The 25,413-nt window shown below is 66.6% G+C and carries 21 protein-coding genes and 1 pseudogene; 12 read left to right on the forward strand and 10 right to left on the reverse strand.

Annotation, left to right across the window (positions count from 1 at the left end; all coding sequences use genetic code 11):
* Nucleotides 1-452: 452 nt before the first annotated feature.
* Nucleotides 453-1,610, forward strand: a pseudogene (locus tag SJY12_RS09670) (sulfatase-like hydrolase/transferase); the annotation flags it as partial.
* A 284-nt stretch (nt 1,611-1,894) separates the two neighbouring features.
* Here the strand turns inward: SJY12_RS09670 and SJY12_RS09675 are convergent.
* Both SJY12_RS09675 and SJY12_RS09680 read right to left on the reverse strand, forming a co-directional pair.
* Nucleotides 1,895-3,304 (reverse strand): DUF5935 domain-containing protein, encoded by a 1,410-nt coding sequence (locus SJY12_RS09675; protein WP_397505228.1) that lies wholly within the window; start codon nt 3,302-3,304, stop codon nt 1,895-1,897.
* On the reverse strand, nt 3,297-3,479 hold the full coding sequence (locus tag SJY12_RS09680) for a hypothetical protein (protein ID WP_397505229.1): 183 nt from the start codon (nt 3,477-3,479) through the stop codon (nt 3,297-3,299). Before SJY12_RS09680 ends, SJY12_RS09675 begins: the two co-directional genes overlap by 8 nt.
* A 79-nt stretch (nt 3,480-3,558) precedes the next feature.
* On the opposite strand from SJY12_RS09680, the gene SJY12_RS09685 reads away from it, so the two are divergent.
* The 4 genes from SJY12_RS09685 to SJY12_RS09700 all read left to right on the forward strand — a co-directional run bounded on the left by SJY12_RS09685 (nt 3,559) and on the right by SJY12_RS09700 (nt 12,207).
* On the forward strand, nt 3,559-4,782 hold the full coding sequence (locus SJY12_RS09685) for a TIGR04063 family PEP-CTERM/XrtA system glycosyltransferase (protein WP_397506687.1): 1,224 nt from the start codon (nt 3,559-3,561) through the stop codon (nt 4,780-4,782).
* A gap of 28 nt (nt 4,783-4,810) precedes the next feature.
* Nucleotides 4,811-5,875, forward strand: a complete 1,065-nt coding sequence (locus SJY12_RS09690) for a hypothetical protein (protein ID WP_397505230.1) — start codon at nt 4,811-4,813, stop codon at nt 5,873-5,875.
* Between the two features lie 234 nt (nt 5,876-6,109).
* Nucleotides 6,110-10,765 carry a glutamate synthase large subunit gene (gene gltB, locus SJY12_RS09695; RefSeq protein WP_397505231.1) on the forward strand — a complete coding sequence of 1,552 codons (4,656 nt, stop codon included), beginning with the start codon at nt 6,110-6,112 and terminating at the stop codon, nt 10,763-10,765.
* Nucleotides 10,766-10,770: 5 nt separating this feature from the next.
* Nucleotides 10,771-12,207: a glutamate synthase subunit beta gene (locus SJY12_RS09700; protein ID WP_397505232.1), complete on the forward strand. Its 1,437-nt coding sequence runs from the start codon at nt 10,771-10,773 to the stop codon at nt 12,205-12,207.
* Nucleotides 12,208-12,235: 28 nt separating this feature from the next.
* Here SJY12_RS09700 and SJY12_RS09705 read toward each other — a convergent pair whose 3' ends face one another.
* A complete protein-coding gene (locus SJY12_RS09705) occupies nt 12,236-13,018 on the reverse strand; it encodes an enoyl-CoA hydratase (RefSeq protein ID WP_397505233.1) in 783 nt (260 codons plus the stop codon).
* 84 nt (nt 13,019-13,102) lie between these two features.
* On the opposite strand from SJY12_RS09705, the gene SJY12_RS09710 reads away from it, so the two are divergent.
* Nucleotides 13,103-13,882, forward strand: a complete 780-nt coding sequence (locus SJY12_RS09710) for an SDR family oxidoreductase (RefSeq protein WP_348031173.1) — start codon at nt 13,103-13,105, stop codon at nt 13,880-13,882.
* A gap of 1 nt (nt 13,883) precedes the next feature.
* On the opposite strand, the gene SJY12_RS09715 is transcribed toward SJY12_RS09710, so the two are convergent.
* Nucleotides 13,884-15,365 carry a serine hydrolase domain-containing protein gene (locus SJY12_RS09715; protein WP_397505234.1) on the reverse strand — a complete coding sequence of 494 codons (1,482 nt, stop codon included), beginning with the start codon at nt 15,363-15,365 and terminating at the stop codon, nt 13,884-13,886.
* 75 nt (nt 15,366-15,440) lie between these two features.
* Entirely contained in the window at nt 15,441-16,124 is a 684-nt protein-coding gene (locus SJY12_RS09720) for a uracil-DNA glycosylase (RefSeq protein WP_397505235.1), read from the reverse strand.
* 80 nt (nt 16,125-16,204) lie between these two features.
* On the opposite strand from SJY12_RS09720, the gene SJY12_RS09725 reads away from it, so the two are divergent.
* From SJY12_RS09725 to SJY12_RS09735, 3 genes are read left to right on the forward strand one after another with little or no spacing between them, the layout of a single operon-like run.
* Complete coding sequence (locus tag SJY12_RS09725) at nt 16,205-16,822, forward strand: ribonuclease D (RefSeq protein ID WP_050601606.1); 618 nt, start codon at nt 16,205-16,207, stop codon at nt 16,820-16,822.
* A 24-nt stretch (nt 16,823-16,846) separates the two neighbouring features.
* Complete coding sequence (gene lptC / locus SJY12_RS09730) at nt 16,847-17,515, forward strand: LPS export ABC transporter periplasmic protein LptC (RefSeq protein WP_050601605.1); 669 nt, start codon at nt 16,847-16,849, stop codon at nt 17,513-17,515.
* Nucleotides 17,515-18,063 (forward strand): LptA/OstA family protein, encoded by a 549-nt coding sequence (locus tag SJY12_RS09735; RefSeq protein WP_063506281.1) that lies wholly within the window; start codon nt 17,515-17,517, stop codon nt 18,061-18,063. The genes lptC and SJY12_RS09735 overlap by 1 nt, the downstream gene beginning before the upstream one ends.
* 16 nt (nt 18,064-18,079) lie before the next feature.
* Here the strand turns inward: SJY12_RS09735 and holA are convergent, their stop codons facing one another.
* The 4 genes from holA to SJY12_RS09755 form a co-directional block, all read right to left on the reverse strand.
* Nucleotides 18,080-19,126, reverse strand: coding sequence for a DNA polymerase III subunit delta (gene holA, locus SJY12_RS09740; protein ID WP_397505236.1), 1,047 nt, complete (start codon nt 19,124-19,126; stop codon nt 18,080-18,082).
* Nucleotides 19,123-19,623, reverse strand: coding sequence for an LPS assembly lipoprotein LptE (lptE, locus tag SJY12_RS09745; RefSeq protein ID WP_160766157.1), 501 nt, complete (start codon nt 19,621-19,623; stop codon nt 19,123-19,125). Before lptE ends, holA begins: the two co-directional genes overlap by 4 nt.
* Complete coding sequence (leuS, locus tag SJY12_RS09750) at nt 19,623-22,139, reverse strand: leucine--tRNA ligase (protein ID WP_397505237.1); 2,517 nt, start codon at nt 22,137-22,139, stop codon at nt 19,623-19,625. Before leuS ends, lptE begins: the two co-directional genes overlap by 1 nt.
* Nucleotides 22,140-22,202: 63 nt before the next feature.
* Nucleotides 22,203-22,652 (reverse strand): DUF3576 domain-containing protein, encoded by a 450-nt coding sequence (locus tag SJY12_RS09755; RefSeq protein ID WP_050601600.1) that lies wholly within the window; start codon nt 22,650-22,652, stop codon nt 22,203-22,205.
* A 484-nt stretch (nt 22,653-23,136) separates the two neighbouring features.
* Between SJY12_RS09755 and SJY12_RS09760 the strand changes: the two genes are divergently transcribed.
* From SJY12_RS09760 to SJY12_RS09770, 3 genes are all read left to right on the forward strand, one after another.
* Nucleotides 23,137-23,901, forward strand: a complete 765-nt coding sequence (locus SJY12_RS09760) for a hypothetical protein (protein WP_063506277.1) — start codon at nt 23,137-23,139, stop codon at nt 23,899-23,901.
* Between the two features lie 118 nt (nt 23,902-24,019).
* Nucleotides 24,020-24,745 carry an acetoacetyl-CoA reductase gene (phbB, locus tag SJY12_RS09765; protein WP_348031185.1) on the forward strand — a complete coding sequence of 242 codons (726 nt, stop codon included), beginning with the start codon at nt 24,020-24,022 and terminating at the stop codon, nt 24,743-24,745.
* Nucleotides 24,746-24,851: 106 nt separating this feature from the next.
* The gene (locus tag SJY12_RS09770) at nt 24,852-25,130 is read left to right on the forward strand and encodes a ribbon-helix-helix domain-containing protein (RefSeq protein ID WP_050601597.1); all 279 of its coding nucleotides are present in this window, start codon (nt 24,852-24,854) and stop codon (nt 25,128-25,130) included.
* 11 nt (nt 25,131-25,141) lie between these two features.
* On the opposite strand, the gene SJY12_RS09775 is transcribed toward SJY12_RS09770, so the two are convergent.
* A complete protein-coding gene (locus tag SJY12_RS09775) occupies nt 25,142-25,369 on the reverse strand; it encodes a hypothetical protein (protein WP_050601596.1) in 228 nt (75 codons plus the stop codon).
* Nucleotides 25,370-25,413: the final 44 nt, after the last annotated feature.

Consider the following 25,413-nt stretch of genomic DNA (forward strand, 5'->3'; position numbering starts at 1 on the left):
CCGGTGCCCGCGATGCTGGAGAAACCATGCTGGCCCGTATCCTCGGCACTGCGCTCAAGCCTGCGCTCGGCGTCCCGCTGGTCGCTGCCATCGTCGCCGCCGCAGAGCTCATCGTCGCCGACCGCAAGTACGGCGTGTTCACCGGCGGGTTCGGCCAGTCGAGCGCGGTCGACACCGGCGGGGAACTGGCCCTGTTCCTGATCGGCTTCACGCTGGCGCATACCGCAGTCGCCCTGCTCGCCTGGAAGCTGGCCGCTCGGCTGGCCCGATCTTCCGGGGCGCAGTCCGCCGTACTGCATTTCGCGTTCCTCTATGGCGGAACCAGCCTGCTGGTGCTCAGCCTGCGTTACCAGCTCCATTCCTATTTCAGCGATGCGGTCAGCTTCGCGCTGCTAAAGCAGCTGGGCGGTGGCAGCGCGGCCGATGCGCTGCTGTTCGCCAAGAACGAGATCATGCTCGGCGTGGGCGCGCTGCTGCTCTTCCTCGCGGCATGGTGGCTGGCAGCACGCCTGCTGCGCGGATGGCTCGGCAGACAGCCGGCGCTGGCGTCCCCCTGGCCGCGCTGGAAGACAGTCGCCCTCGTGTGGCTGGCCTTCGCCGGCGCGGTAATCGTGTTGCCGCGTCTCGGCGGCGATGCGCCGCGCGGTCTGGAGCGGATCGTCGCCTGGCAGGGGCTGGCCGACGGGCTGGCACTGGCGAGCGATTTCGACGGCGATGGTTACGGCCTTGCCGGGCGGACCATCGACCCGGCCCCGTTCGATGCCGGCCGCCATCCGCTCGCGCTCGACATTCCCGGCAATGGGATCGACGAGGATGGCTACGGCGGCGATCTTGCGCTGGTCCCGGTTGCCGAGCCCCTGCCCGCCACGCCAATCGGCGGCGCGAAGCCGCATCTCGTCATCGTCGTTTTCGAAAGCACCCGCGCGGATGTGCTGGGCAAGCGCATCGACGGGAAACCCGTCGCCCCCAATCTCGCGCGCGTGGCGGCGCAGGGCGGCGCCCTCGCGCCCGCCTACAGCCATGTCGGTTTCACCACCGCCTCGCTCAAATCGCTCTTCGCGGGCAGCTTGGTCGTGCCGCCCGGATCGCCGAGCCTGTTCCGCGAGCTCGATGCCAGCGGTTACGAGATCGGCGTGTTCTCGGGACAACCGGAGGATTTCGGCGGTATTTCGGCAGCTGTCGGAATGCGCGAGGTTGCCGACCGCTTCGTCGATGCCGAAGTGCTCAAGGACCAGCGCGCCTTCAGTTTCGCCGCGCAGGGCTCGCTGCTGGTCGACGAGAACATCGTGCTCGATCGCTTCGACGCCGCGCTCGGCGATGCCGCAGCGTGGGAGACGCCGCAATTCGTCTACCTCAATTTCCAGACGCCGCATTTCCCCTATCACCACGACGCCGTCCCGCACCGCTTCGCCACCCCCCCGCTGGAACGCGGCCAGATCGCCGAAGACAATCGCGAGGCGCTGGAGCGGACCTACTGGAACGCGGTCGCGCACACCGACGCCGCGCTGGGCCGGCTGATTGCGAAGCTGGAAACGATGGGCGTGTGGCAGGACACCGTGCTGATCGTCACCGGCGATCATGGCGAGGCCCTGTTCGAGGACGGCTTCCTCGGCCATGGCCATGTCATCAACGACCGGCAGAATGCGACTTTCCTCGCCAGCAACCGTCCGCTGGGCGCGGCACGCGCGCCGCTGGCGCTAAGCGACTACCGCGCGATAATCCTGCGGCTTCTGGGCGCGGATGTTCCCGCCGCCGCGCCGCCCGCGCCCTTCCTCCACATCGGGCCGCTCGGCGAACCGACCGCGATCGGTCTCGCGCATGAAGAGCTCGGCGTGATTTCGCTGCGGCTCGACAGCGGCGAAGCCTGCGTCACGCGCGCGCGGCAGTGTGCGGATTACGCCTCGCTCCCCGGGGCCGAACGGGCCGCGTTCGATGCGCTGGTGGCGCGTTGGGGCTCCGAGCGTTGGGCCGCGCGCCTGCGCGAGGAGCGCGGCTCGGCGGCCGTTTCCTCGCAGCGCTTGAGATAGGTCCACAGCCCGCATTGCAGGGCGATGATCAGCAGGATCACCGGCTGGTAGGCGATCCCCTGGAACAGCGACCCGACCAGCGCGATGACCTGCGTCATCTGTAGCGCGCTTGCCAATGGCGATTGCCAGCTTGCCCCCTCGCGCCCGCGCCACCGCCGCCGCAGCTTTTCCATCTGCCACAGCCCGCTGGCATGGAGCCAGACCCACAGGAACAGGCCGATCCACCCTTGTTCACCCAGCACCTCGAAGATCGACGAGTGAAAGGCGCGGGCTTCGTCGACCACGTCCTTGTATTCGACGGTGGTCGTGCTGCCATTCTCGCTGACCTGCGGCAGGCGGTATTCGAACTTGTTGCCGCGGTAGGAATCGAATCCGCCGCCAAGCGGGTTCTCAAGCGCGTATTCATAGGTCCATTGCCAGACCGCAAGGCGGGTCGATGCCGACTGGTCCTGTTCGTGCCCGGTGATCAGCCCCATGCGTTCGTAATAGCTGGTCGGCAGGAAGGGCGCGGCCATCAGCACGAGGGCAATGCCGCCGACGATGAAGGTCATCCGCCGCTTCACGTCGCGCAGCAGCAGCAGCGCGAGAACGCCGATACAGACGAGCCCGGTACGTGCTTCGGTTCCGACGGGGATCAGCAGGCAGGCAAAGATGAACGCGCCGCCGAACAGCTTGACCCGCCAGTCGGGCGGGAAGATCCGCCCGTGGTTCATGAACCACCAGATGATTGGGATCAGCCCGATCGCGACCGTCGAGAGCGTCGAACTTTCGTAGATGTTCGAATTGTCGTTCACGAAGAAATACAGGCTGCCATAGCCCCCGCCGCCAAGCGCGGTCTTGAGACCGGAGGAAATGATAATGGCCCCCGCGGTGAGCGTGACGACCAGCAGCGCGAGCTCCAGCCGCAAGCGCGTGACCAGCGTGAAGGGCAGGAAGATGGCGAACACCATCGCGCGCCAGACCCATTCCCACTTGTAGGCCGCATCCTCGGGGAAGTCGGCCCATTGCAGCGTGAGGAAGCACCATCCCAGGAAGGCGATGAGAATGCCCTGCCGCAGGGTGAAGCGGATCTGCGATTTCGCATCGACCAGTGCCCATCCTGCGAAGGCGAGCATGAAGGCGATGAAGGAAATCGGCAGCATCGGCGTAAGCGTCCAGCCGATCTTCTGCGGGGCCAGGATGTCGATATAGAGATAGGCGAGCACCCAGACGAAGGGGCGCCTGAGGCCGAGCGCGAACAGCGTCATCACGAAAAGGAACAGCGCCGCGTCAAGCATTGCGCGCCTTTCCGCCTGCGCGCCGCGCACGGCGGGCCTCGCGCCGGCTCGGTTTCGCCTCCTCCGGCTCCGCGCCCGGCCGATCCTCGCAGTCGAAGTCGTCGCGCATGAACACGCGCAGGATCGCGATCAGGATCAGCGCATGCGTCAGTGCGAGGGCGAGATAGTCGATCACGAGTGCTTGGTCTCCGTAGCGGCTCCTAATGCATCGCAGTTGACGCGCCGTTAAGCGTAATGTGACACATCGGCCCGCGATGACCCGCGTGCTTCACATCCTCGACCATTCGCTGCCGCTGCAATCGGGCTATACGTTCCGCACGCGTGCGATCCTCACCAGCCTGCAGAAAGCGGGGGTGGAAGTGCGCGCGATTACCGGCGCGCGGCATTCGGCCGAAGGTCCGCCCCGGGAAACGATCGACGGACTGACTTTCGAACGCCTGCCGGCTGCGCCTGCGCCGGGGGGGGCACCCGGCCTGCGCGAATGGCGCGAGATCGAGACCTTGCGCAAGCAGATCGAACGCGTCGCCCACGACTGGCAGCCGGATATCCTGCATGCCCATTCGCCCGCGCTGTGCGGAATGGCCGGCCTGCGCGCGGCGCGGCGGCTGGGCCTGCCACTGGTCTATGAAATCCGCGCTTTCTGGGAAGATGCCGCGGTCGGCAATGGCATGGGCCGCGAAGGATCGCTCAAGTACCGCCTCACGCGTGCGCTCGAAAACCGCGTGGTCGCGGGGGCCGAAGCCGTGTTCACGATCTGCGAAGGGCTGCGTGCCGACTTGGTCGGGCGCGGTCATGATGCAGGCAAGATCGCCCTGTCGCCCAACGGTGTCGACCTGTCGCTGTTCGGCGAACCCGTCCCGCGCGACGATGCGCTGGCGCGCGAAATCGGTATCGGCGAAGGCCCGGTGATCGGCTTTATCGGCAGCTTCTACGATTACGAGGGGCTCGATGACCTGATCGCCGCGCTGCCCGCGCTGCGCGAGCGGCACCCCGGTGCCCAGCTGCTGCTGGTGGGCGGCGGACCGATGGATGCGGCGCTGCGCGCGCAGGCCGCGGCCTCGACTGCGACCGGCGCGATCGTCTTCACCGGACGCGTGCCGCATACCGAGGTCGAACGCTATTATTCGCTGATCGACGTGCTCGCCTATCCACGCAAACGCTCTCGGCTGACCGATCTGGTCACCCCGCTCAAACCGCTCGAGGCGATGGCGCAGCAGCGTATCGTCGCGGCCAGCGATGTCGGGGGCCACCGCGAACTGATCGAAGCTGGAACCACCGGTCTGTTGTTCCCGCCCGGCGATCCGCCCGCGATCGCGGGCGCGCTGGCCGCGTTCATCGATGCCCGCGACAAGTGGCCCGACATGCGCCGGGCGGGCCGGGAGCATGTTGCCCGTCACCACGACTGGGCGCGGAATATCGATGGTTATCAGCATGTTTACCAAAAGCTGCTAGCAACCAATTCTTCCGCAGCCGCATAAGCGCCTGCCTAGTCTATAACGGGATCCCATGAGCGCAGCGAATCACCCTGCCCCGATCAGCAATCACCCCGCTTTCAAATGGGCGGTAGGCGCGTGGTTCGCGCTGTTGCTGGGTCTCGGCCTCTTCGTCATGCCGGCTGCCGTCCATCTGTCACTGGGCGAACGGCTGGCGCTCGACACGGTGCTGACCGATCCCGCTCTCTTGCGGATGGCGCTATCGGCCCTCGCTGCCTTGCTCGGCCTGCTTCTCGGCCTGGCGATCGCGGGGCGCATCGCCGCGCTCACTGATGCAAGCTATGGCGAAGATGATCCCGTCGAAGACGCCCCGAGCGAATCCGAGCCCGAAACGAAGATCTGGCTGGGCGATGTGGATGAGCCTGCCGCACCCGTCCCGCACGCGCCGCCCGAGCCGGCAGCGGCACCTGCGCCGCGGCGGCTGTTCAACCCGCGCGAGGATCTGGCCGAGGAAGGCATTGCTCCCTTCCGCGATCCGACTGCCATTCCGCCGCTCGCGATCGATCCTGTCGAAACGGCGCCGCAGGACGCCGAATTCGAGAATATCGAACCGGCTGGTCAAGACCCGTTCTCCACCGAGCTATGGGCCGACCCGCTATCCGGCGACCGCGACGATGACGCCTGGACCGTGACGGAACACGATCCGCTGGACCATCCGGAAGAACCGGTCGAGTTGCCGCCCTCCGCGCCCGAACCTTCGATCACCGCGCCTGCCGACCCAGAGGAGGAGGAGGAGGATCACTATCCCATCGCCCGCCAAGCGACGGATGAAACTGGTTTCGGGATGGCCGGAGAAGGCGATTGGCAATCGGCGGACCCATCGATCCCCCCGGCCTCGCTCAGCGAACTCTCGCTCGAGGAACTGACCCAGCGCTTGGGTGACGCGCTGGCAGCCTGCAAGGCCGGCGATGAGGATGCCGGGGCGCCGGCCGATTCGGTGGTTGCATTCCTCCAGCGCGAAACCGGGCGCGAAGCTGGACAGCACCACGTGGCTCAAGGCGAACCGGAGCAAGAGGATCCGCAGGCCGAACTGCGCCGCGCGCTCGACAAGCTTACCCGGATCGGGAAGCCCGACTGAACCCTACGGGCTGACCCGGGGCCTTCCGTTACGGAATCCCGCAATACAGCGTAATTCTTGCGACGGCTGAAATTTTGCTACGCGTCTCGCAGTTGCAAAATTTCGATGCTGTCGGCATGAAGCTTCTTCGCGCAATTTTGCAGGTGTCGCCAGCGGCACTGCCAGACCATGCTCCCGGCCGCCCCGCCATCGCTGCGAGGCCGGTCGGCGGGCCCGAAGAAGGACGCTTCGCCCATGGGACGCACGCCGCCCCAAGCCGCCACGGGTCTTTACGATCCGCGTAACGAACACGACGCCTGCGGCGTCGGCATGGTCGCGCATATCAAGGGCGCGAAGAGCCATGACATCGTTACCCAGGCGCTCAAAATCCTCGCCAATCTCGACCACCGCGGGGCGGTGGGCGCCGATCCGCTGCTGGGTGACGGCGCTGGGATCCTGCTGCAGGTGCCCGACCCGCTGTTCCGCAAATGGGCGGACGAGCACGGCCACTACCTGCCGCAGGCAGGCGATTATGCGGTGGCGATGTGTTTCCTCCCCGCGCAGGACGAGGCGCGCGATTTCGTCGAGAAACAGCTCGAGCGGTTCGCCGAGAAGGAAGGCCAGCGCGTGGTCGGCTGGCGCGACGTTCCCACCACGCTCGACGGTCTCGGCAAGGCCGTGATCAATTCGATGCCCGTCATCCGCCAGTGCATCATCGCGCGCGGCGAAAACTGCCCCGACGGCAACGCGTTCGAACGCAAGCTGGTGGTGATTCGCAAGCAGACGCTCAATCCGCTGGCTGCGCTCGAGGGCAAATACGACCTTCCGGGCCTGACCACTGCCTACATCCCGAGCTTCTCGAGCCGCACCGTGGTCTACAAGGGGCTGCTGCTGGCGAACCAGGTGGGCAGCTTCTACGATGACCTGCGCGATCCCGATTGCGTATCGGCGCTCGGCCTCGTCCACCAGCGTTTCAGCACCAACACCTTCCCCAGCTGGCGGCTGGCGCACCCCTATCGCTTCATGGCGCACAATGGGGAAATCAACACGGTTCGCGGCAATGTGAACTGGATGGAAGCGCGCCGCCGGACGATGGAAAGCGAGCTGCTCGGCTCGGACCTCGACAAGATGTGGCCGCTGATCCCGCATGGCCAGTCGGACACCGCCTGCCTCGACAACGCGCTCGAACTGCTCGTGACGGGCGGTTACAGCCTCGCGCATGCGATGATGATGCTGATGCCCGAAGCCTGGGCGAAGAACGCGCTGATGGACCCGGCGCGCCGCGCATTCTACGAATATCACGCGGCGCTGATGGAGCCGTGGGACGGCCCGGCGGCGGTGTGCTTTACCGACGGGCGCCAGATCGGCGCCTGTCTCGACCGCAACGGCCTGCGCCCGGCACGCTGGTGCACCACCAAGGACGATCTCGTCGTGCTGGCGTCGGAAAGCGGCGTGCTGCCGTTCGACGATGCCGATATCACGCGCAAATGGCGGCTTCAGCCGGGCCGCATGCTGCTGATCGACCTCGAACAGGGCCGCATCGTCGAAGACGAGGAGCTCAAGACCGAGCTCGCCAATGCGCAACCCTATGAGCAATGGCTCAAAGCGGCGCAGTACAAGCTCAAGGACCTCGACCATATCGAGCCCGATCTGAGCGAGATCCCGACCACCGCCACCAGCCTGCTCGAACGCCAGCAGGCGTTCGGCTACACGCAGGAAGACGTGTCCCGCTTCCTCGAGCCGATGGCCCGCGGCAGCGAAGACCCGATCGGATCGATGGGCACCGATACCCCCATCGCGGTGCTGTCCGACCGCAGCCGGCTGCTGTACGATTACTTCAAGCAGAACTTCGCCCAGGTGACCAATCCGCCGATCGATCCGATCCGCGAAGAACTGGTGATGAGCCTGCTGTCGATGATCGGTCCGCGGCCCAATTTGCTGGGGCGCGATGCCGGTACGCACAAGCGGCTCGAAGTCAGCCAGCCGATCCTCACCAATGAAGGCCTGGCCAAGATCCGATCGGTCGAAGTCGCGCTCGACGGGGCATTCCGCACCGCCACCATCGACATCACCTGGGACGCCAGCACCGGGGCCGAAGGGCTTGCCATGGCGCTCAAGGAAATGTGCTGGGCGGCGACCGAAGCGGTGCTGGGCGATGCCAACATCCTCATCCTGTCCGACCGCGGCCAGGGCCCGGACCGCATTCCCATGCCCGCGCTGCTGGCGACCGCCGCCGTGCATCACCAGCTGGTGCGCCAGGGGCTGCGGATGCAAACCGGCCTCGTCATCGAAACCGGCGAAGCGCGCGAGGTGCATCATTTCTGCGCGCTGGCGGGCTACGGCGCCGAGGGGATCAACCCCTATGTCGCGTTCGAGACGCTCGAGGACCTGCGCGCCAAGCGCTTCCCCGACCGCGATCCCGCGGACGTGCGCCAGAACTACGTCAAGGCAGTCGGCAAAGGCATTCTCAAGGTCATGTCCAAGATGGGCATCTCGACCTACCAGTCCTATTGCGGCGCCCAGATCTTCGACGCCGTCGGGCTCAATTCCGAGTTCATCGATACCTATTTCACCGGCACCGCGACCACCATCGAAGGCATCGGCCTCGCCGAGGTAGCCGAAGAAGCGGTGCAGCGCCACGCGCAGGCTTACGGCAACAATCCGCTGTACAAGGGCATGCTCGATGTCGGCGGGATCTACCAGTACCGCCTGCGCGGCGAAGCGCATGCCTGGACCCCGCAATCGGTCGCGCAATTGCAGCATGCCGTGCGCGGCAACGACGCGAAGAATTACGAGGAATTCGCGCGTTCGATCAACGAACAGAGCGAACGCCTGCTGACCATTCGCGGGCTGATGGAACTGACCCCGGCCGAACAGCCGCTGTCGCTCGACGAGGTCGAACCCGCCGCCGAGATCGTCAAGCGGTTCAGCACCGGCGCGATGAGTTTCGGCTCGATCAGCCACGAAGCGCATTCGACGCTGGCGATCGCGATGAACCGCCTCGGTGGCCGTTCGAATACCGGCGAAGGCGGCGAGGAGCCCGAACGGTTCCTGCCGCTCGACAATGGCGATTCGATGCGCAGCCGGATCAAGCAGGTCGCCAGCGGCCGCTTCGGCGTGACCACCGAATATCTCGTCAATTCGGACGATATCCAGATCAAGATGGCCCAGGGCGCGAAGCCCGGCGAAGGCGGCCAGCTGCCCGGCCACAAGGTCGACAAGCGGATTGGCGCGGTGCGCCATGCGACGCCCGGCGTCGGGCTGATTTCGCCCCCGCCGCATCACGACATCTATTCGATCGAGGATCTGGCGCAGCTGATCCACGACCTGAAGAACGTCCAGCCCGAAGCGCGCATTTCGGTCAAGCTGGTGTCCGAAGTGGGGGTCGGCACGGTTGCCGCGGGCGTGTCGAAGTCCAAAGCCGACCACGTCACCATTTCGGGCTATGACGGCGGCACGGGCGCCAGCCCGCTGACCAGCCTGACGCATGCCGGAAGCCCATGGGAAATCGGCCTCGCCGAGACGCAGCAGACGCTGCTGCTCAACGATCTGCGCAGCCGGATCGCGGTGCAGGTCGACGGCGGGCTGCGGACCGGGCGCGATGTCGCGATCGGCGCGCTGCTCGGCGCGGACGAGTTCGGCTTCGCCACCGCGCCGCTGATTGCGGCGGGCTGCATCATGATGCGCAAGTGCCATCTCAACACCTGCCCGGTCGGGGTCGCCACGCAGGACCCCGAACTGCGCAAGCGCTTCACCGGCACGCCTGAGCACGTCATCAACTACTTCTTCTTCGTCGCCGAGGAATTGCGCGCGATCATGGCAGAGATGGGCTTCCGCACGGTCGAGGAAATGATCGGCCGCGTCGACCGTCTCGACATGCGCCGGGTGGAACGCCACTGGAAGGCGCACGGCGTCGATCTCAAGCGCGTGCTCCACGCGGTCCCGCTCGAGGAGGGGCGCGAGCTGTTCCAGACCGAGCGGCAGGACCATGGCCTGGCGGCGGCGCTCGATGTCGAACTGATCGAAGCCTGCAAGCCCGCGATTGAAAGCGGGCAGGCAGTGCAGCTCACCCGCCCGATCCGCAATGTGAACCGCACGGTCGGCGCGATGCTGTCGGGCCGGATCGCCGAAGCGCATGGTCATGCCGGGCTTCCCGCGGACACGATCCGGATCGACTTCACCGGCGTGGCCGGCCAGAGCTTCGGGGCCTGGCTCGCGCATGGCGTCACCATCAGCCTGACGGGCGATGCCAACGACTATGTCGGCAAGGGCCTGTCGGGCGGACGGATCATCGTCCGCCAGCCCGAAGAGGCGCCGCGCGCACCGGGTGACAACATCATCGTCGGCAACACCGTGCTCTACGGCGCGATCGCGGGCGAAGCCTATTTCGAAGGTGTCGCGGGCGAACGCTTCGCAGTGCGCAATTCGGGCGCGGTCGCAGTGGTCGAGGGCACGGGCGACCATGGCTGCGAATACATGACGGGCGGCGTCGTCTGCGTGCTGGGCGCAACGGGGCGCAATTTCGCGGCCGGAATGAGCGGCGGGATCGCCTATGTCTACGACCCCGAGCGCCGGTTCGTGGATCTGTGCAACCCGGCGCAGGTCGATGTGCTCGATGTCCGGTCGGGCGATGGCGAAGGCGCCGACAAGAGCTGGGGTGCCCCGCAGCAGCGGCCCGTCACGGTCGAGAATGCCGGGATGGGCGATCCGCTCTACCACGATGCCGAACGGCTCAAGATCCTGGTCGAGCGCCACCACCTGCATACCGGCTCGGCCAAGGCCAAGAAGCTGCTCGACAATTGGAGCGCCGAACTGGGCAATTTCCGCAAGGTCATGCCGCGCGACTACCAGCGCGCGCTCAAGGCCCTCGAGGACGAACGCGAACAGGCCGCGATGGAAGCGGCGGAGTAAGGGTCATGGGCAAGGAAACCGGCTTTCTCGAATACGAGCGCGAGGATCGCACCTATCGCGATCCCGAAGAACGGCTGACGCATTACAAGGAATTCGTGGTCCCGCTGAGCGAGGAGCAGCTGCGCCGGCAGGCGGCGCGCTGCATGAACTGCGGCATTCCCTATTGCCACAACGGCTGTCCGGTGAACAACATCATCCCGGACTGGAACCACCTCGTCTATGAAGACGACTGGAAGAACGCGCTCGACGTTCTCCATTCGACCAACAATTTCCCCGAGTTTACCGGCCGGGTCTGCCCCGCCCCGTGCGAAGCGGCCTGCACGCTCAATATCGTCGATTCGCCGGTAACGATCAAAAGCATCGAATGCGCAATCATCGACCGCGGCTTCGACGAAGGCTGGGTCAAGCCGCAGCTGCCCGAACAGCGCACCGGCAAGTCGGTCGCGGTGATCGGCAGCGGGCCTGCCGGCCTGGCCTGCGCACAGCAGCTGGCCCGCGCGGGCCATGCAGTCACCGTGTTCGAGAAGAGCGACCGGATCGGCGGATTGCTGCGCTACGGCATTCCCGACTTCAAGATGGAAAAGCACCTGATCAACCGCCGCGCGGTGCAGATGGAGGCCGAAGGCGTCCAGTTCCGCACTTCGAGCGAAGTCGGGGTCGAAGTGAGCTTCCAGGCGCTGAAGGAGAATTTCGACGCGGTGGTGCTTGCGGGGGGTTCGGAAGAAGCCCGTATGCTCGACATCCCGGGTTCCGAACTCGACGGCGTGCGGCTGGCAATGGAATTCCTGACCCAGCAGAACAAGCGCAACGCGGGCGACGACGAAGTCCGCGCCGCGCCGCGTGGCAGCCTGACCGCAACGGGCAAGCATGTCATCGTGATTGGCGGCGGTGACACGGGCAGCGACTGCGTGGGCACCAGCAACCGGCAGGGCGCAGCCAGCGTCACCCAGCTCGAGATCATGCCCAAGCCGCCCGAAAAGGAAGACAAGGCGCTGACCTGGCCCGACTGGCCGCTCAAGCTGCGCACCTCGTCGAGCCACGAGGAAGGCGTCGACCGCGACTGGGCGGTGCTGACCAAGCGCGTGATCGAGGAAAACGGCGTTGTTTCAGGGCTCGAATGCGTACGGGTCGAATGGAAAGACGGCCGCATGCAGGAAGTGGCCGACAGCACGTTCACGCTCAAGGCCGACCTGATCCTGCTCGCCATGGGCTTTACCGGTCCCAAGCGGCGCGGCCTCCTCGACCGGGCGGGAGTCGATCTGGACGGGCGCGGCAATGTCGCGGCGGACACCGACTGGTATCTCACCAGCGAAGCCAATGTGTTCTCCTGCGGCAACATGCGGCGCGGGCAGAGCCTGGTGGTGTGGGCGATCCGCGAAGGCCGGCAATGCGCCCGCGCCGTCGACCTGGCCCTGATGGGCGCAACCGAACTGCCGCGCTAACCAATCGCGGGGTAGCGGCTTCGCGCGGCTATCCCTGCGTGCGGCCGCGCGCCTGGACGGCGGCGCGGCGGGCTTCGAGCTCGGCGGGGCGCACGGCGCTGTTGGCGGCCGAGGACTGCCGGTGTTCGATCGCCAGCCCCTCGCCGAAACTGGCGGCATAGCCTTCGTCGATCAGCCGCTTGTATCCGGCAAGGAAGGCGGGGTCGACGCTTGCCATGTCGGCGGCCAGGCGGCGCGCCTCCGCGAGCAGCGACTCCGGCGCGACCACGCGGTTGACGAGCCCCCAGCGTTCGGCCGTGGCGGCATCGAGGAAATTGCCGGTAAAGCTGAGCTCCTTGGCGCGACTGATGCCGATCATCCGGCTGAGTTTCTGCGACAGCCCCCAGCCCGGCACCACGCCGACCCGCACATGCGTATCGGCGAAGCGCGCGTTGCTGCTGGCAATCAGCACGTCGCAGGCGAGCGCGACTTCGAACCCACCGGTGATCGCCACGCCATTGATCGCGCCGATCACCGGCTTACGGCAGCTTTCGATCGCCTTGACCGGGTTTTCGTCCGCCCCCTCGGCATTGGCTGCGCCCAATGCGCCTTCCTGCGATCCCAGTTCCTTGAGATCGAGCCCGGCAGTAAACGCCCGCGTCCCCGCGCCGGTGAGGATCACTGCCCGCACACCGTCATCGGCATCCAGCGCGGTCATCACCTCGTAGAGATGATGGCGCAGCGCTTTCGACAGGGCATTCATCGCTTCGGGGCGGTTGAGCGTGACGGTGGCAATGCCGTCGGCGATCTCGGTCAGGATGAGGTCGGTCATCCTGCCAGCCTAGCGAACAAGTTGCATCTTGCAATCTTTCGCCCGCTGCCCTTCACTGCGCGCCGAGCGAGAGGAGACGCAAATATGGCTTTCAAACCCTTCGACCTGACCGGCAAGACGGCAGTGGTCACCGGCGGCAATGGCGGTATCGGCCTGGGCATGGCCGAAGGGCTTGCGGCAGCGGGCGCCGACGTCGCGATCTGGGGGCGCAATGCGGACAAGAACGCCGCCGCGCTCGAACGGCTCAAAGCGCATGGTACGCGCGTGGAGGCGCTGGAGGTCGATGTTGCCGATGAACAGGCGGTGGTCGATGCGATGGCCGAAAGCCTGTCACGCCTAGGCCGGATCGACAGCTGCATCGCCAATGCCGGCGTGGGCGGCGGCGCGCCGCTGACCGAACAGACGACCGAGCAGTGGCGCAAGGTCACCGCGGTCAATCTCGATGCGGTGTTCTGGACCTTTCGCGAAGCGGCGAGGCACATGGTCGCGCGCGCCGAGGAAGGCGACAAGGGCGGATCGCTGCTGGTCACATCGAGCGTGTCGGCGATCCATGGCGCGCCGCAGAACCAGGCCTATGCCGCGACCAAGGCAGGCGTACTGGCGATGGTCCGCGGTACCGCAGTCGAACTGGCGCGCCACGGCATCCGCGCCAATGCGATCCTGCCCGGCTGGATCGCCACCGAAATGACCGAGCGGTTGCAGAACTGGGATGCGTTCAACGACAAGGCGATTGGCCGCGTGCCGATGCGGCGCTGGGGCGAGGGCGAGGATTTCGCCGGCATGGCCGTGTATTTCGCCAGCGATGCGAGCAAGTTCCACACCGGCGATTCGGTGGTGATCGACGGCGGCTATTCGATCTTCTGAGCTAGAGGCCGCGCAGCCGGGGGGAAAGGTTCGCGTGCCGGCGGATCGCGCGGACCTGCCCGGCTGCATCGCGTTCGAAAGTCACCGCCTCGCGTTCGGCCCCCTTGTCGGTCACCACGCGGAAGCGGTCACCGCCCAGCGGTTTCAGGCGCCACAGCGCGCGGGCAGGCTCGACCGCATCGGGATCGAGCCAGGTCAGCCCGCCGGCCCAGGGAATCAGCATGAAATCCGAATCCCACGGCTGGCCGCTATACACGCCGGCATAATCTGCCAGATCGACCCCCGCGACGGGGTCGAACGGCGCCGCTTCGCCCCGGGCCTTGACCAGCGCGGCAATCCCGCGGGCGATGCCGCCGGGATCATCCATCGCATTCATCGCCACGGCCACGCCCGTGCCTTCCGACGGCGCCAGCATCAGCACGCTGCGATAACCCGGGCACGCGCCGCCATGGCCAACGACCGTGGTGCCGCCTTCCTGCCGGACGGAGAAGCCGAGGCCCCAGCTCGTTTCCCAATCGGGCGAGATATAATGGACGCGCTGCATCTCGCGCAGGGTCGAGGGGCGCAGCACTTCTTCCTCGCCGCTGCTCGCCAATCGGAAGGTCCAGCTAGCGAATTTGGCGAGATCGGCCACGCTGGCGGTGAAGCCCGCCGCAGGCGTGATCCCCGCCGGATCGAACAGGCCGACCTCGGGCCGCGTGCCGTCGGCTTCGAGCGCGCCCCAGCCGACGGCCATCTGCTGGCCATAGAGCTGCGCAGGAATGCCGGCACGCGTATCGTCCAGTCCCAGCGGGCCGAGGATATTGGCGTCGACATAATCGGCATAGGGCGTGCCGCTGACCGCCTCGACGGTTTCGCCCACCAGCGTGAGCCCGAGATTCGAATATTGCCAGGTGGTCGATGCGGGATAGAGCGGCGTCTGCTCCCGAATCGCCACGCGGACCTGCGCTTGGGAAGGGAAGGCGAAGTCGGGCCCAGTCCAATAGGGGAAGTCGGCTTCGCGCGGCAGGCCGGCCGAATGCGTCAGCAGGCCGCGCAGCGTGATCGGCACGCTGTCCCGCGGGTCGTCGGCCAGCCGGGCCCAGGGAAGATAGCGTTCGATCGGCGCGTCGAGAGCGACCGTGCCGCGTTCCCACTGCTGCATCAGCGCAACGGTGGTGAACAGCTTGGAAATCGAACAGATCGAATAGATCGTATCGGGCGTCGCCGGGATCCGGCCCGCGCGGTCGGTGGTGCCGAAGCCCTTCGCCCAGACGGTGGCATCGCCCCGCACCAGCGCGGCCGAGATTGCGGGAATCCTGCGATACCGCCGCTGCCCGTCGATCCACAGTTCGGCAGCGCGCATCGCCTCACCCAGGGCGGCGGCCTTCGCCGGATCGAGCGCCTCGGCGCCGACCGGCGGGGCATCCTGCGCACCTGCGGCGCCCGGAACCGCCATGCCCAAAGCCGCGAGTGCCGCGCCTGCCCGGAAAACCGCCTTCATCGCTCGTACTCCCAGAGTGGAGCGCGACTGTCCTATACGCGCCGGCCCATGGCAAGCGGCTCCGCCTTGGGGCAGCTAGACCTGCCAGTCGACCGGGGCGCGGCCACGCTCTGTCAGGAATGCGTTCGCGCGGCTGAAGGGGCGCGAACCGAAGAACCCGCGATAGGCCGAGAGCGGGCTGGGATGCGGGCTTTCGATCACGCAGTGCTGCCCGGCACGCAGTCCTTCGATGCGTTTCGCCTTGGCCTGCGCATGGCTGCCCCAGAGGATGAACACGCTGGGCTCCGCGCGCGCCGCCACTGCAGCGACGCAGGCATCGGTGACCGTTTCCCAGCCGCGCCCGGCATGGCTTGCGGCCTTGCCGCCTTCGACCGTCAGCGTATTGTTGAGCAGCAGCACGCCGCGGCGCGCCCAGGCGCTCAGGTCGCCATGCGCGGGGCACGCGATGCCCAGGTCGGCTTCCAGCTCCTTATAGATGTTCGCCAGGCTCGGCGGGACCTTCACGCCTTCGGGAACCGCAAAGGACAGCCCCATCGCCTGCCCCGGCCCGTGGTAGGGGTCCTGCCCCAGGATCACCACCTTGACGCTGTCGAGCGGGGTGAGCTCCAGCGCCTTCAGCCGGCACCCCTGCGGCGGATAGACCGGCTTGCCTGCAGCTTCCTCGGCCACCAGGAAACCGCCCAGTTGCCGGACCTCGGGCGCCGCTAGCGCGGGTTCGAGTACGGGCCGCCAGCTTTCGGGGATCGCATCGCTTGCCATGGCAGCAGGAGTAGGCCGCTGCGCAGGCGCGCGCCAGCACCCCCTTCCCAGCAATCCCCGATGCGCCTAAGGCCTCGGCCATGGCAGTGCATTTCCACGAAGAAGACCTCCCCGCAGGCGTCCTCGCTGATGGCCCCGTGGCCGTCGATACCGAAACCATGGGTCTTGTCACGATCCGCGACCGGCTGTGCGTCGTCCAGATCAGCGACGGCAAGGGCGACGAGCACCTTGTCCGCTTTGCGCCCGACAGCGATTACGACGCGCCCAATCTCAAGGCGGTGCTGGCCGATCCCGCACGGCTCAAGCTGTTCCATTTCGCGCGCTTCGACCTCGCCGCGATCGAATATTACCTCGGGGTGGAAGCGACGCCCTGCTATTGCACCAAAATCGCCAGCAAGCTGGTCCGTACCTATACCGACCGCCACGGGCTCAAGATGCTGGTCGAGGAACTGCTCGGCGAAAGCATTTCCAAGGCACAGCAGTCGAGCGACTGGGGCGGCCCCGACCTCAACGACGCGCAGCGCGACTATGCCGCAAGCGACGTGCGCTACCTGCACCGCATGAAGGAAGAGCTGGACCGCCGGCTGGCGCGAGAAGGCCGTACCGAAATGGCGCAGGCCTGCTTCGATTTCCTGCCCACCCGCGCGCGGCTCGATGTCGCCGGCTGGGCGGATCACGATATTTTCAGCCACATGTAAGGATCACGCGGGTTGGCGGGACACATGGCATTGCGGCAGCGCAGGATCGAAACCCAGGAGGCGAAGGAGCGCCGCGGCGAACGCCGCCTCTGGGCCGAGCCCGGCGGCTCGCACGACCGGCTGGTCGCCGTGCTGGCCCGCGTGTTGCCGATGGGCGTCGGCGTGCTCGCCGCGCTGATGGTGATCACCCCGCTCAGCCCGCGCGGCGAGATCAGCTTCCTGCTCGACCGGAACAAGGTCGCGGTGATCGAGGACCGGCTGCGCGTCGATAACGCGCTCTACCGCGGCGCCGACAACCAGGGCCGGCCCTTTTCGCTGACTGCCGGCGAAGCGGTCCAGCGCTCGAGCGCGGAGGGCATCGTCAGGATGAACGATCTCGTCGCGCGGTTGCTGCTCGAGGAAGGTCCCGCGCGCCTGAGCGCGCAGGCCGGGCTCTACGATATCGACGAAGACACCGTGGCGGTGACCGGACCGATGCGGATGATCGCGGCGGATGGCTACCGCATGATGGCGCGCGATGTCTCGGTCGATCTCGAAACCAAGCAACTCGTCGGTGCGGGGGGCGTCGAAGGCGCGATTCCCGCCGGGACGTTCAGCGCCGATCGCTTGACCGCCGATCTGTCGGCGCGCACCGTTACCCTGACGGGCAATGCGCGGCTGCGCATGGAGCCCGGCAAGCTGAGGATGCCCTGATGAAGCCCCTGCTCTCCACCATCGCCCGCTGGGGCATCGGATCGTTTGCCGTCACCGCCGCAGGTTTCGCCGGCATCCAGCTGTCGGCGCAGGCGATCGCCTCGCACAATTCGAACGCGCCGGTTTCCTATGCCGCCGACCGGATCGAATTGCAGGACCGGGAAAACCGCGTCGTCCTGTCGGGCAATGTTCAGATCACGCAGGCCGGGCTCGGCTTGTCCGCAGCGCGCACGATCGTCAGCTACTCGGACGCCGGCAGCCTCAGCATCCAGCGGATCATGGCGACCGGCGGGGTAACCGTATCGCGCGGCAACGAGCGCGCGCGCGGCGATACCGCGGTCTACGACTTCAACCGCCGGATCATCACCATGGCCGGCAATGTTCGGCTCAACCGCGGGGGCGATACGCTCAACGGGGGACGGCTGGTGATCGATCTGGCCTCCGGCGTGTCGAGCGTCGACGGCCGCGCCAGCGGCTCGTCCTCGGTTACGGGCGAAGGCCAGTCGGGCGGCCGCGTAACCGGCAGCTTCTCGGTCCCCGAGAACTGAGCCGGCTGCGGCGCGCCTAGCGCGCCCGTGCCCCGGCAACGCGGGCGATATCGGCGAGACCCTGCGCCAGCAGCAATTCGGCAGCCTGGCTGTTGGTCAGCAATTCACGGTGCAGCGTCACCAGCCTCTGGGTCAGCCGGCCCAGCTTGTCGCCGTGCCGCCACAGCGCCAGCTGCTGGCCGATGTCGCGCTTTTCTTTGAAGAAGATCCCCAGCCGCGCTTCCTCGCCGCGGTCGAGATCGCCGAAAGACCGCGGGCCCAGCGCGGCGGCGATGCGCGCGAGCTGCGCCGCCCGGCGTTCGAATGCCAGAAGCACTCCGACAGGGTTGAGCCCGAGCTGCTTCATCCGCGCCAGTTCGGTGCCTACCTTGGCCGCCTGTCCGCCCATCACCGCATTGACCAGCGGGGTGAAGCCATCGTCCTCGCTCGCCGCGCCGATCGCATCGAGGTCTTCCGCGCCGGCGCTCTGCGGGCTCTGCGCTGTGGCATCGAGATAGAGCGCCAGCTTCTCGACCTCGCTCTTTGCCAGCCGCACGTCGAGATTGGCCGCGCGTGCAATCCGTTCGGCCAGGTTGCCGCCCAGGCGCACCCCCGCCCCGTCGGCAAGGCCGCGCACGCTGCGGGTGACCGATTGCAGGTCGGGTGGATAGAACATCGCCACCAGCGCATCCTTGCGCTTTTCGAGCAGCTTGGCGGAGCGCGACTTGTCGGTGGCCGAGGTGGCGATCACGATGACCGGGCAAGCCTCGCCGCCGCCCGCTTCGCTGGTTTCAACCAGCACCTTGAGCGCTTCATGCGCCTCGTCGCCGTTGGCCCGCACCCAGATATGCCGCTGGTCGCCGAACAGCGAATTGGTCCGTGCCTCGTCGCCCAGCCGCGCGGGATCGCTGCGCAGCTCGGCACCCGACATTTCGACGCGTTCGCCCGGTTCGGGCAGCCAGGTCACGAGGTCGTTGGCCGCCGCACTCGCGCCCGCTTCGTCCTGTCCGCAGAAAAAGAAAATGCCGCAGCCCTGGGCGGCGCTGCGTCCCTTGGCCGCGAAATCGCGGTTGCTGAGCTTCACTGTGCCGCGTCGCCCTGCCGCCGCAAGGCCAGCGCGATCCGCGTCACCATCCGCTGCGCAAGATCCTGCGACAGGTTCTGCAGCGCGGTCTGTTCAGCGGCAATAACCGCATATTCGCTCGACACCACGTCGATCCCGGCATCCGAGCCATCGGTCGCGTCGAGCAGGATCTCGCCCGTGGCGAGGTCGACCAGCTGATAGCGCGCCCGCAGCGTCCGCCGTTCGCGGCTGATCGTATCGTCGCGCAGCACGGCGAGCCCTTCGAGTTGGTCGTCGAGCCGGACATCGATCCGGTATTGCGGGCTGACCATGCCTGCTGCGCCGAAGCGTTCCTCGAGCGCACTGCGGACCAGCCAGCCGGCCCGCCCTTCGATCGGCGCGACCTCGATCGCGGCCATGGATTGCGCGACCGCGCCGCTGCCGCCGCCCGCATACATGGGCGACAGACCGCAGGCCGAGAGCGTGCAAAGGGAGAGGCAGGCGAAAACGATGCGCATCAAGTGACGATATTCACCAATCTGTCGGGCACCACAATGACCTTGCGGATTTCCGCCCCGTCGAGCGAACGCTGCACCTTTTCCGAGGCCAGCGCCATTGCTTCGAGATCTGCCTTCGAAGCGCCCTTGGGCGCGGTCAGCGTGTCGCGCAGCTTGCCCTTGTGCTGGACCGCGATGGTGACCTCGTCCTCGACCAGCAGCGCGGGATCGACTGCGGGCCAGGCGGCATCGGCCACCAGGCCATCGGCGCCCAGCGACGCCCAGGCTTCCTCGGCCAGATGCGGCATCATCGGCGCGACCAGTTGCACCAGCGTGCGGATCGCGGCCGACCGGCTGGCCGAAGGCTGCGCCTTCTCGACCGCGCCGGTCAGTTCGTAGATCCGCGCCACCGCCTTATTGAAACCCAGCGATTCGATGTCCTCGGCCACCGCCGCGACCGTCTGGTGCATCTTGCGCAGCAGCGGCTTGTCCTCGCCTTCGGCCCCTGCGTCATGGGCCGCGAACAAGCGCCACAGGCGATGCACGAAACGGCTGCAGCCCTCGATCCCGGCTTCGGACCACGGCAGGTCGCGTTCGGGGGGGCTGTCGGACAGCATGAACCAGCGCACCGCGTCGGCGCCATAGGTGTCGACGATGGTGTCGGGGTCGACCACGTTCTTCTTCGACTTGGACATCTTGATGACGCGGCCGATCTCGACCGCGCCGCCATCTGCCTTGAGCAGCGCGCGTTCGGCTTCGCGGCTGATCTCGTCCGGCGCGAAGTAGAGCGTCTTGCTCCCGTCCTTGCGGCTGTAGGTCTCATGCGTGACCATGCCCTGCGTGAACAGCGAGGCGAAGGGTTCGGTCACGTCGATCTGGCCCATATGCGCCAGTGCGCGGGTCCAGAACCGGGCATAGAGCAGGTGCAGGATCGCGTGTTCGATCCCGCCGATATACTGTTCGACCGGCAGCCACTTGGCGATCTCGTCCCTGTCGAACGGCTTGTCGGCAGGCTGGCTGGCGAAGCGCAGGAAATACCACGAACTGTCGACGAAAGTGTCGAGCGTGTCGGTCTCGCGTTCCGCCTTCCCGCCGCATTTGGGGCAATCGACATGTTTCCAAGTGGGATGGCGCAACAGCGGATTGCCGGGGGTCCGGAAATCGACATCCTCGGGCAGCGTGATCGGCAGGCTGTCCTTGGGCGCGGGGACCACGCCGCATTTCTCGCAATGGATGAAGGGGATCGGCGTGCCCCAGTACCGCTGGCGCGACACACCCCAGTCGCGCAGCCGCCACACGGTCTTGCCGCTGCCGCATCCCTGTTCCTCGATGCGCGCGATGATTGCGCGCTTGGCGTCCTCGACTTCCATCCCGTCGAGAAAGTCCGAATTGACCAGCACGCCCTCGCCCGCCTCGGCCTCGCCGTCGAAGGGCTTGTTCGCCTGATCGGCGCTGGGCGCGACGACCCGGGGGATCGGCAGTCCGTATTTGGTGGCGAATTCGAAATCGCGCTGGTCGTGGCCCGGTACCGCCATGATCGCGCCGGTGCCGTAATCCATCAGCACGAAGTTCGCGATATAGACGGGCAGGTCTGCGCCGGTGAACGGGTGCTTGGCAGTGATCCCGGTATCGAAACCCAGCTTCTCGGCGGTTTCGAGTTCGGCCGCCGTGGTGCCGCCCTTCTTGCATTCGGCAATGAAGGCGCGGGCCTCGACGCTGTCGACCGCTTGCGCGACCGGATGGTCGGCGGCAACGGCGACGAAGCTCGCCCCGAAGATCGTGTCGGGCCGCGTGGTGTAGACCGGCAGCGTGTCGCCATTCGACAGATCGAAAGCGAATTCGAGCCCCTTGGACTTGCCGATCCAGTTTTCCTGCATCAGCCTGACCTTGTCGGGCCAGTTCTCGAGGCTGCCGAGCCCTTCGAGCAGCTCTTCGGCGAAATCGGTGATCTTGAGGAACCACTGGTTCAACTTGCGCTTCTCGACCTCGGCGCCGCTGCGCCAGCCCTTGCCGTCGATCACCTGTTCATTGGCGAGCACGGTCATGTCGACCGGGTCCCAATTGACCTCGCTTTCCTTGCGATAGACGAGGCCCGCTTCGTAGAGATCGATGAACAGCGCCTGCTCGTGCCCGTAGTAATCGGGTTCGCAGGTCGCCAGCTCGCGCGACCAGTCGAGCGCGAAGCCGAGGCGCTTCAGCTGCGCCTTCATGTGTTCGATATTGTCGCGGGTCCAGCCGCCCGGATGGACGCCCTTTTCCATTGCCGCATTTTCGGCGGGCATGCCGAAGGCGTCCCAGCCCATCGGGTGCAGCACCTCGTGCCCCACCGCCTTCTTGTAGCGCGCCAGCACGTCGCCCATCGTGTAATTGCGCACATGGCCGATATGGATGCGCCCCGAAGGATAGGGAAACATCTCGAGCACGTAGCTCTTGGGCTTGGGGGAATCGCTATCCGCGCGGAAGGTCTGCGCCTGTTCCCACGCGCTTTGCCAGCGCGCATCGGCGCGGGCGGGATCGAAACGGGTTTCGCTGCTCATGCGAGCGGCGTTTACGGATTTTGCGGGCTATGGGAAGGCGCTTTTCCGGTTGCGCCCCCGCGATCAGCTCACCGCTTCGCGGCGCAGTTCGCGGGCCTTGGTCAGGATGATGTCTTCCAGCCGCTGGACGGTCGCCGCCTGGACCGGTGCGTCGACCCAGTTGCCCGACTGGTTGACCTGGCGGCTCGCCGCCACGCGCAGCGCGTCGGCGCGCAGGTCCGAATCGAGGATCGTCACCGTCACCTTGACCCGTTCGCCCGGGTTGCTGGGATTGGCGTACCAGTCGCTGACGATCACGCCGCCATTGCTGTCCGCCTGCAGCAGCGGGGCGAAGCTGAGCGCATCGAGCGCCGCGCGCCAGAGGTAGGAATTGACGCCGATCGTAGTGACCTGCGCCGCCGCCATGTCCGCCTGCGGCCGTTCACGCCCGCCGCCGCATGCCGCGAGGCCGACCGTGGCGGCAATCGCAACGGCAAAGGTTGCAGGGCGGCGAATGGTTGCAAAGGCGCTCATGTCGATCCTTGGTATCACTGACGTTCCCGGCTCTATAAAGACTGCGCGCGCACGGGCAAGCGTTCGTCCCGCGCGGCACAGTGCCCGTCTGGCCTCCATGCCACTGAATGCCGCCTGAATTCGCACGGCGGCATGCCGCGATCATCGTATGCCGGGCGAGCAGGCCGCCGCTCCGCAGCGGCCGTGCATCGCGGGGCGTTCCAGAGCGCGGAGGGCATCGCCCATGCTGCTTGCGGCATTCGATAAGTTACCGGGAAGAGCCGGAAAATTCCGCTGGCAGGCACTTTGCCACCGCGCTTGTGGGCAAACCGCAACACCTTTTGCGAAACTGTCGCAGATGCTGTGGAAAAGCTGGCCAAGGCACCGCCCGCTGGTACCATGGCCGGAGAACAGACAGGACTCGGCTGCGCTTGTGCAGAAATACAGGAACCGTTCAGCGGACCTGTGACTTGAAGTTCCTGAAGATGAAGGGTGCGGGTTCGCAATGGCACGTTCGGGTACAGATCAGGGCAAGACGCGGTTCGTTCCGGCAGCGCTTATTGCTGCCGGTCTGGCGCTGACCATTCCCGCCGCCGGTCTCGCCGTGGTGCAGGCCGACGGGGCCGAAGCCCTGCCCGAAACCGTATCCTACCTCCCCTTCACGCCCGCCAATTCGGATCCGCGGCTGGCCGCACGCGTCGCTGCCCTGATCGGCGAAGACGGGCTGCGCTTCACCCCTGCGAACAAGTCGGGACTGGCGAAAGACCGCACCGTCACCGTCGCGGTACGGGTGGACGATGCCACGGCGCGGGCCATGTCGGTGCGCACGGCAATCGATTCGGTGGGCACCGCCGGCAGCGCCGAACGCGTGCTCGCGATCAGCCCGACCAGCTACAATCTGGGCATCTCGCGCGGCTACCAGAGCTTCGCGCAGACCGCCAAGCCGGCCACCGTTTCGGTCGGCCTGCGTGACATGGGCATGCCCGATCTCGCCAATTTCGCGCCCGACAAGGGTGACAAGCCGGCAAAACCTGGGCGGTTCGATTCGCGGCTCGCGCTCGAGAAGCAGGACAATGCCGGCCGTGCACCGCGCACGCTCGAAGGCATGGGCAACCAGAGCGTCGATCTCAGCACGTCCTACCGCGTGGTCGGCAATCTCAACGTGACCGCCGGCGTGCGCCTGTCCAAGGACAGCAACCGCCTCGCGCCGCTGACCGACGGGGTCGAAGACGACCAGGCCGTCTACGTCGGCACCCGCGTCAGCTTTTAGGCTCCGCCCCATCCGGTAAATACGTCTGCACGCGCCCCGCGCGCGGACAAAGCGCTTGGCGCGATCGGCTCCGCTCGCTTAGTCTGCGCGAACGCTACGGCAAGTTGGGGGGAAATCTATGTCACGGGTGGCTATCGTAACCGGGGGCACGCGCGGGATCGGCCGCGCGATCTGCGAACGGCTGCGCGACGAGCGCGGGTTCACCGTCATTGCCAATTACGCGGGCAACACCGACGCGGCGGCGCGGTTCACCGAGGAGACGGGCCTGCCCACCGCGCGCTTCGATGTCGGCGATCCCGACGCGGTCCATGAGGCCTGCGCCCGGATCGAACGGGAACACGGGCCGATCGACGTGGTCGTCAACAATGCCGGCATCACCCGCGACGGCACGCTGCTGAAAATGAGCTATGACGATTGGGACGCGGTCATGCGCACCAATCTGGGCGGCTGCTTCAACACCGCCAAGGCCACTTTCGCGGGAATGAAGGAACGCGGCTGGGGCCGGATCGTCAACATCGGGTCGATCAACGGCCAGGCGGGACAATACGGCCAGGTCAATTACGCCGCCGCCAAAAGCGGGATCCACGGCTTCACCAAGGCGCTGGCGCAGGAAGGCGCGCGCTTCGGGATCACGGTCAACGCCATTGCGCCGGGCTATATCGACACCGAAATGGTCGCCGCGGTGCCCGAGCCGGTGCTGGAAAAGATCGTCGCCAAGATCCCCGTCGGCCGGCTCGGCCGCGCCAGCGAGATCGCCCGCGGGGTAAGCTTCCTGTGCTCCGAACACGCCGAATTCGTCACCGGTTCGACGATGAGCATCAATGGCGGACAGCACATGTATTGATCGGGTGCGCCGAGGCGCACCCTCCCGCCGCGCCCCGGGAACGTTCCGGGGCCTCTCGCGAAAAAAATCGTGGTGCGAGCGCTGCGGATATGTAGAGGGGGCGCCGATGACTCCCCCCTATCACCCGCCGAAGAAATACTCGGTCCGCATCGACGGCCACCGTACCTCGATCAGCCTCGAACCCCTGTTCTGGGAAAAGCTCACCACTGCAGCGCGGATGCGCAACCAGTCGATCAACGCGCTGGTGGCGCAGATCGACGCCGAACGCATCCGTGCGGATACGCCGCCCGGGCTGGCCGGCGCGATTCGGATCTGGCTGGTCACGCACGAAAAAGGCGGCTGGATCACTCCAGCCGCCCCGGTGTCGGAACTGGCCGACAGCTGAACCCTTCCGGGTCAGTATTTCGCGGTCGCGTCGCTCGCCGGATAGGTTTCGTCGAGCGCTTCGTCGGTTGCGCTCATCGTGTCGCCCTTCGTGCCGGTCGCTGCCGCGCCCGCATCGCGGAACTGGCCCTCCGGCTGGCCGTCGGCAAAGGCGACGCCATTCTTGTCGACACGGTTCTTCTCGTAATAGCGATAGCCGGCATAACCGAGACCGCCGAGTGCCAAAAGCTTGAGTAACATGAGAAAACTCCTTTCTTGCTGCCCCAACGTACGGGTCGCCGGAA

This window comes from Qipengyuania sp. R86523, assembly GCF_044596365.1.
Taxonomy (GTDB): domain Bacteria; phylum Pseudomonadota; class Alphaproteobacteria; order Sphingomonadales; family Sphingomonadaceae; genus Qipengyuania; species Qipengyuania citrea.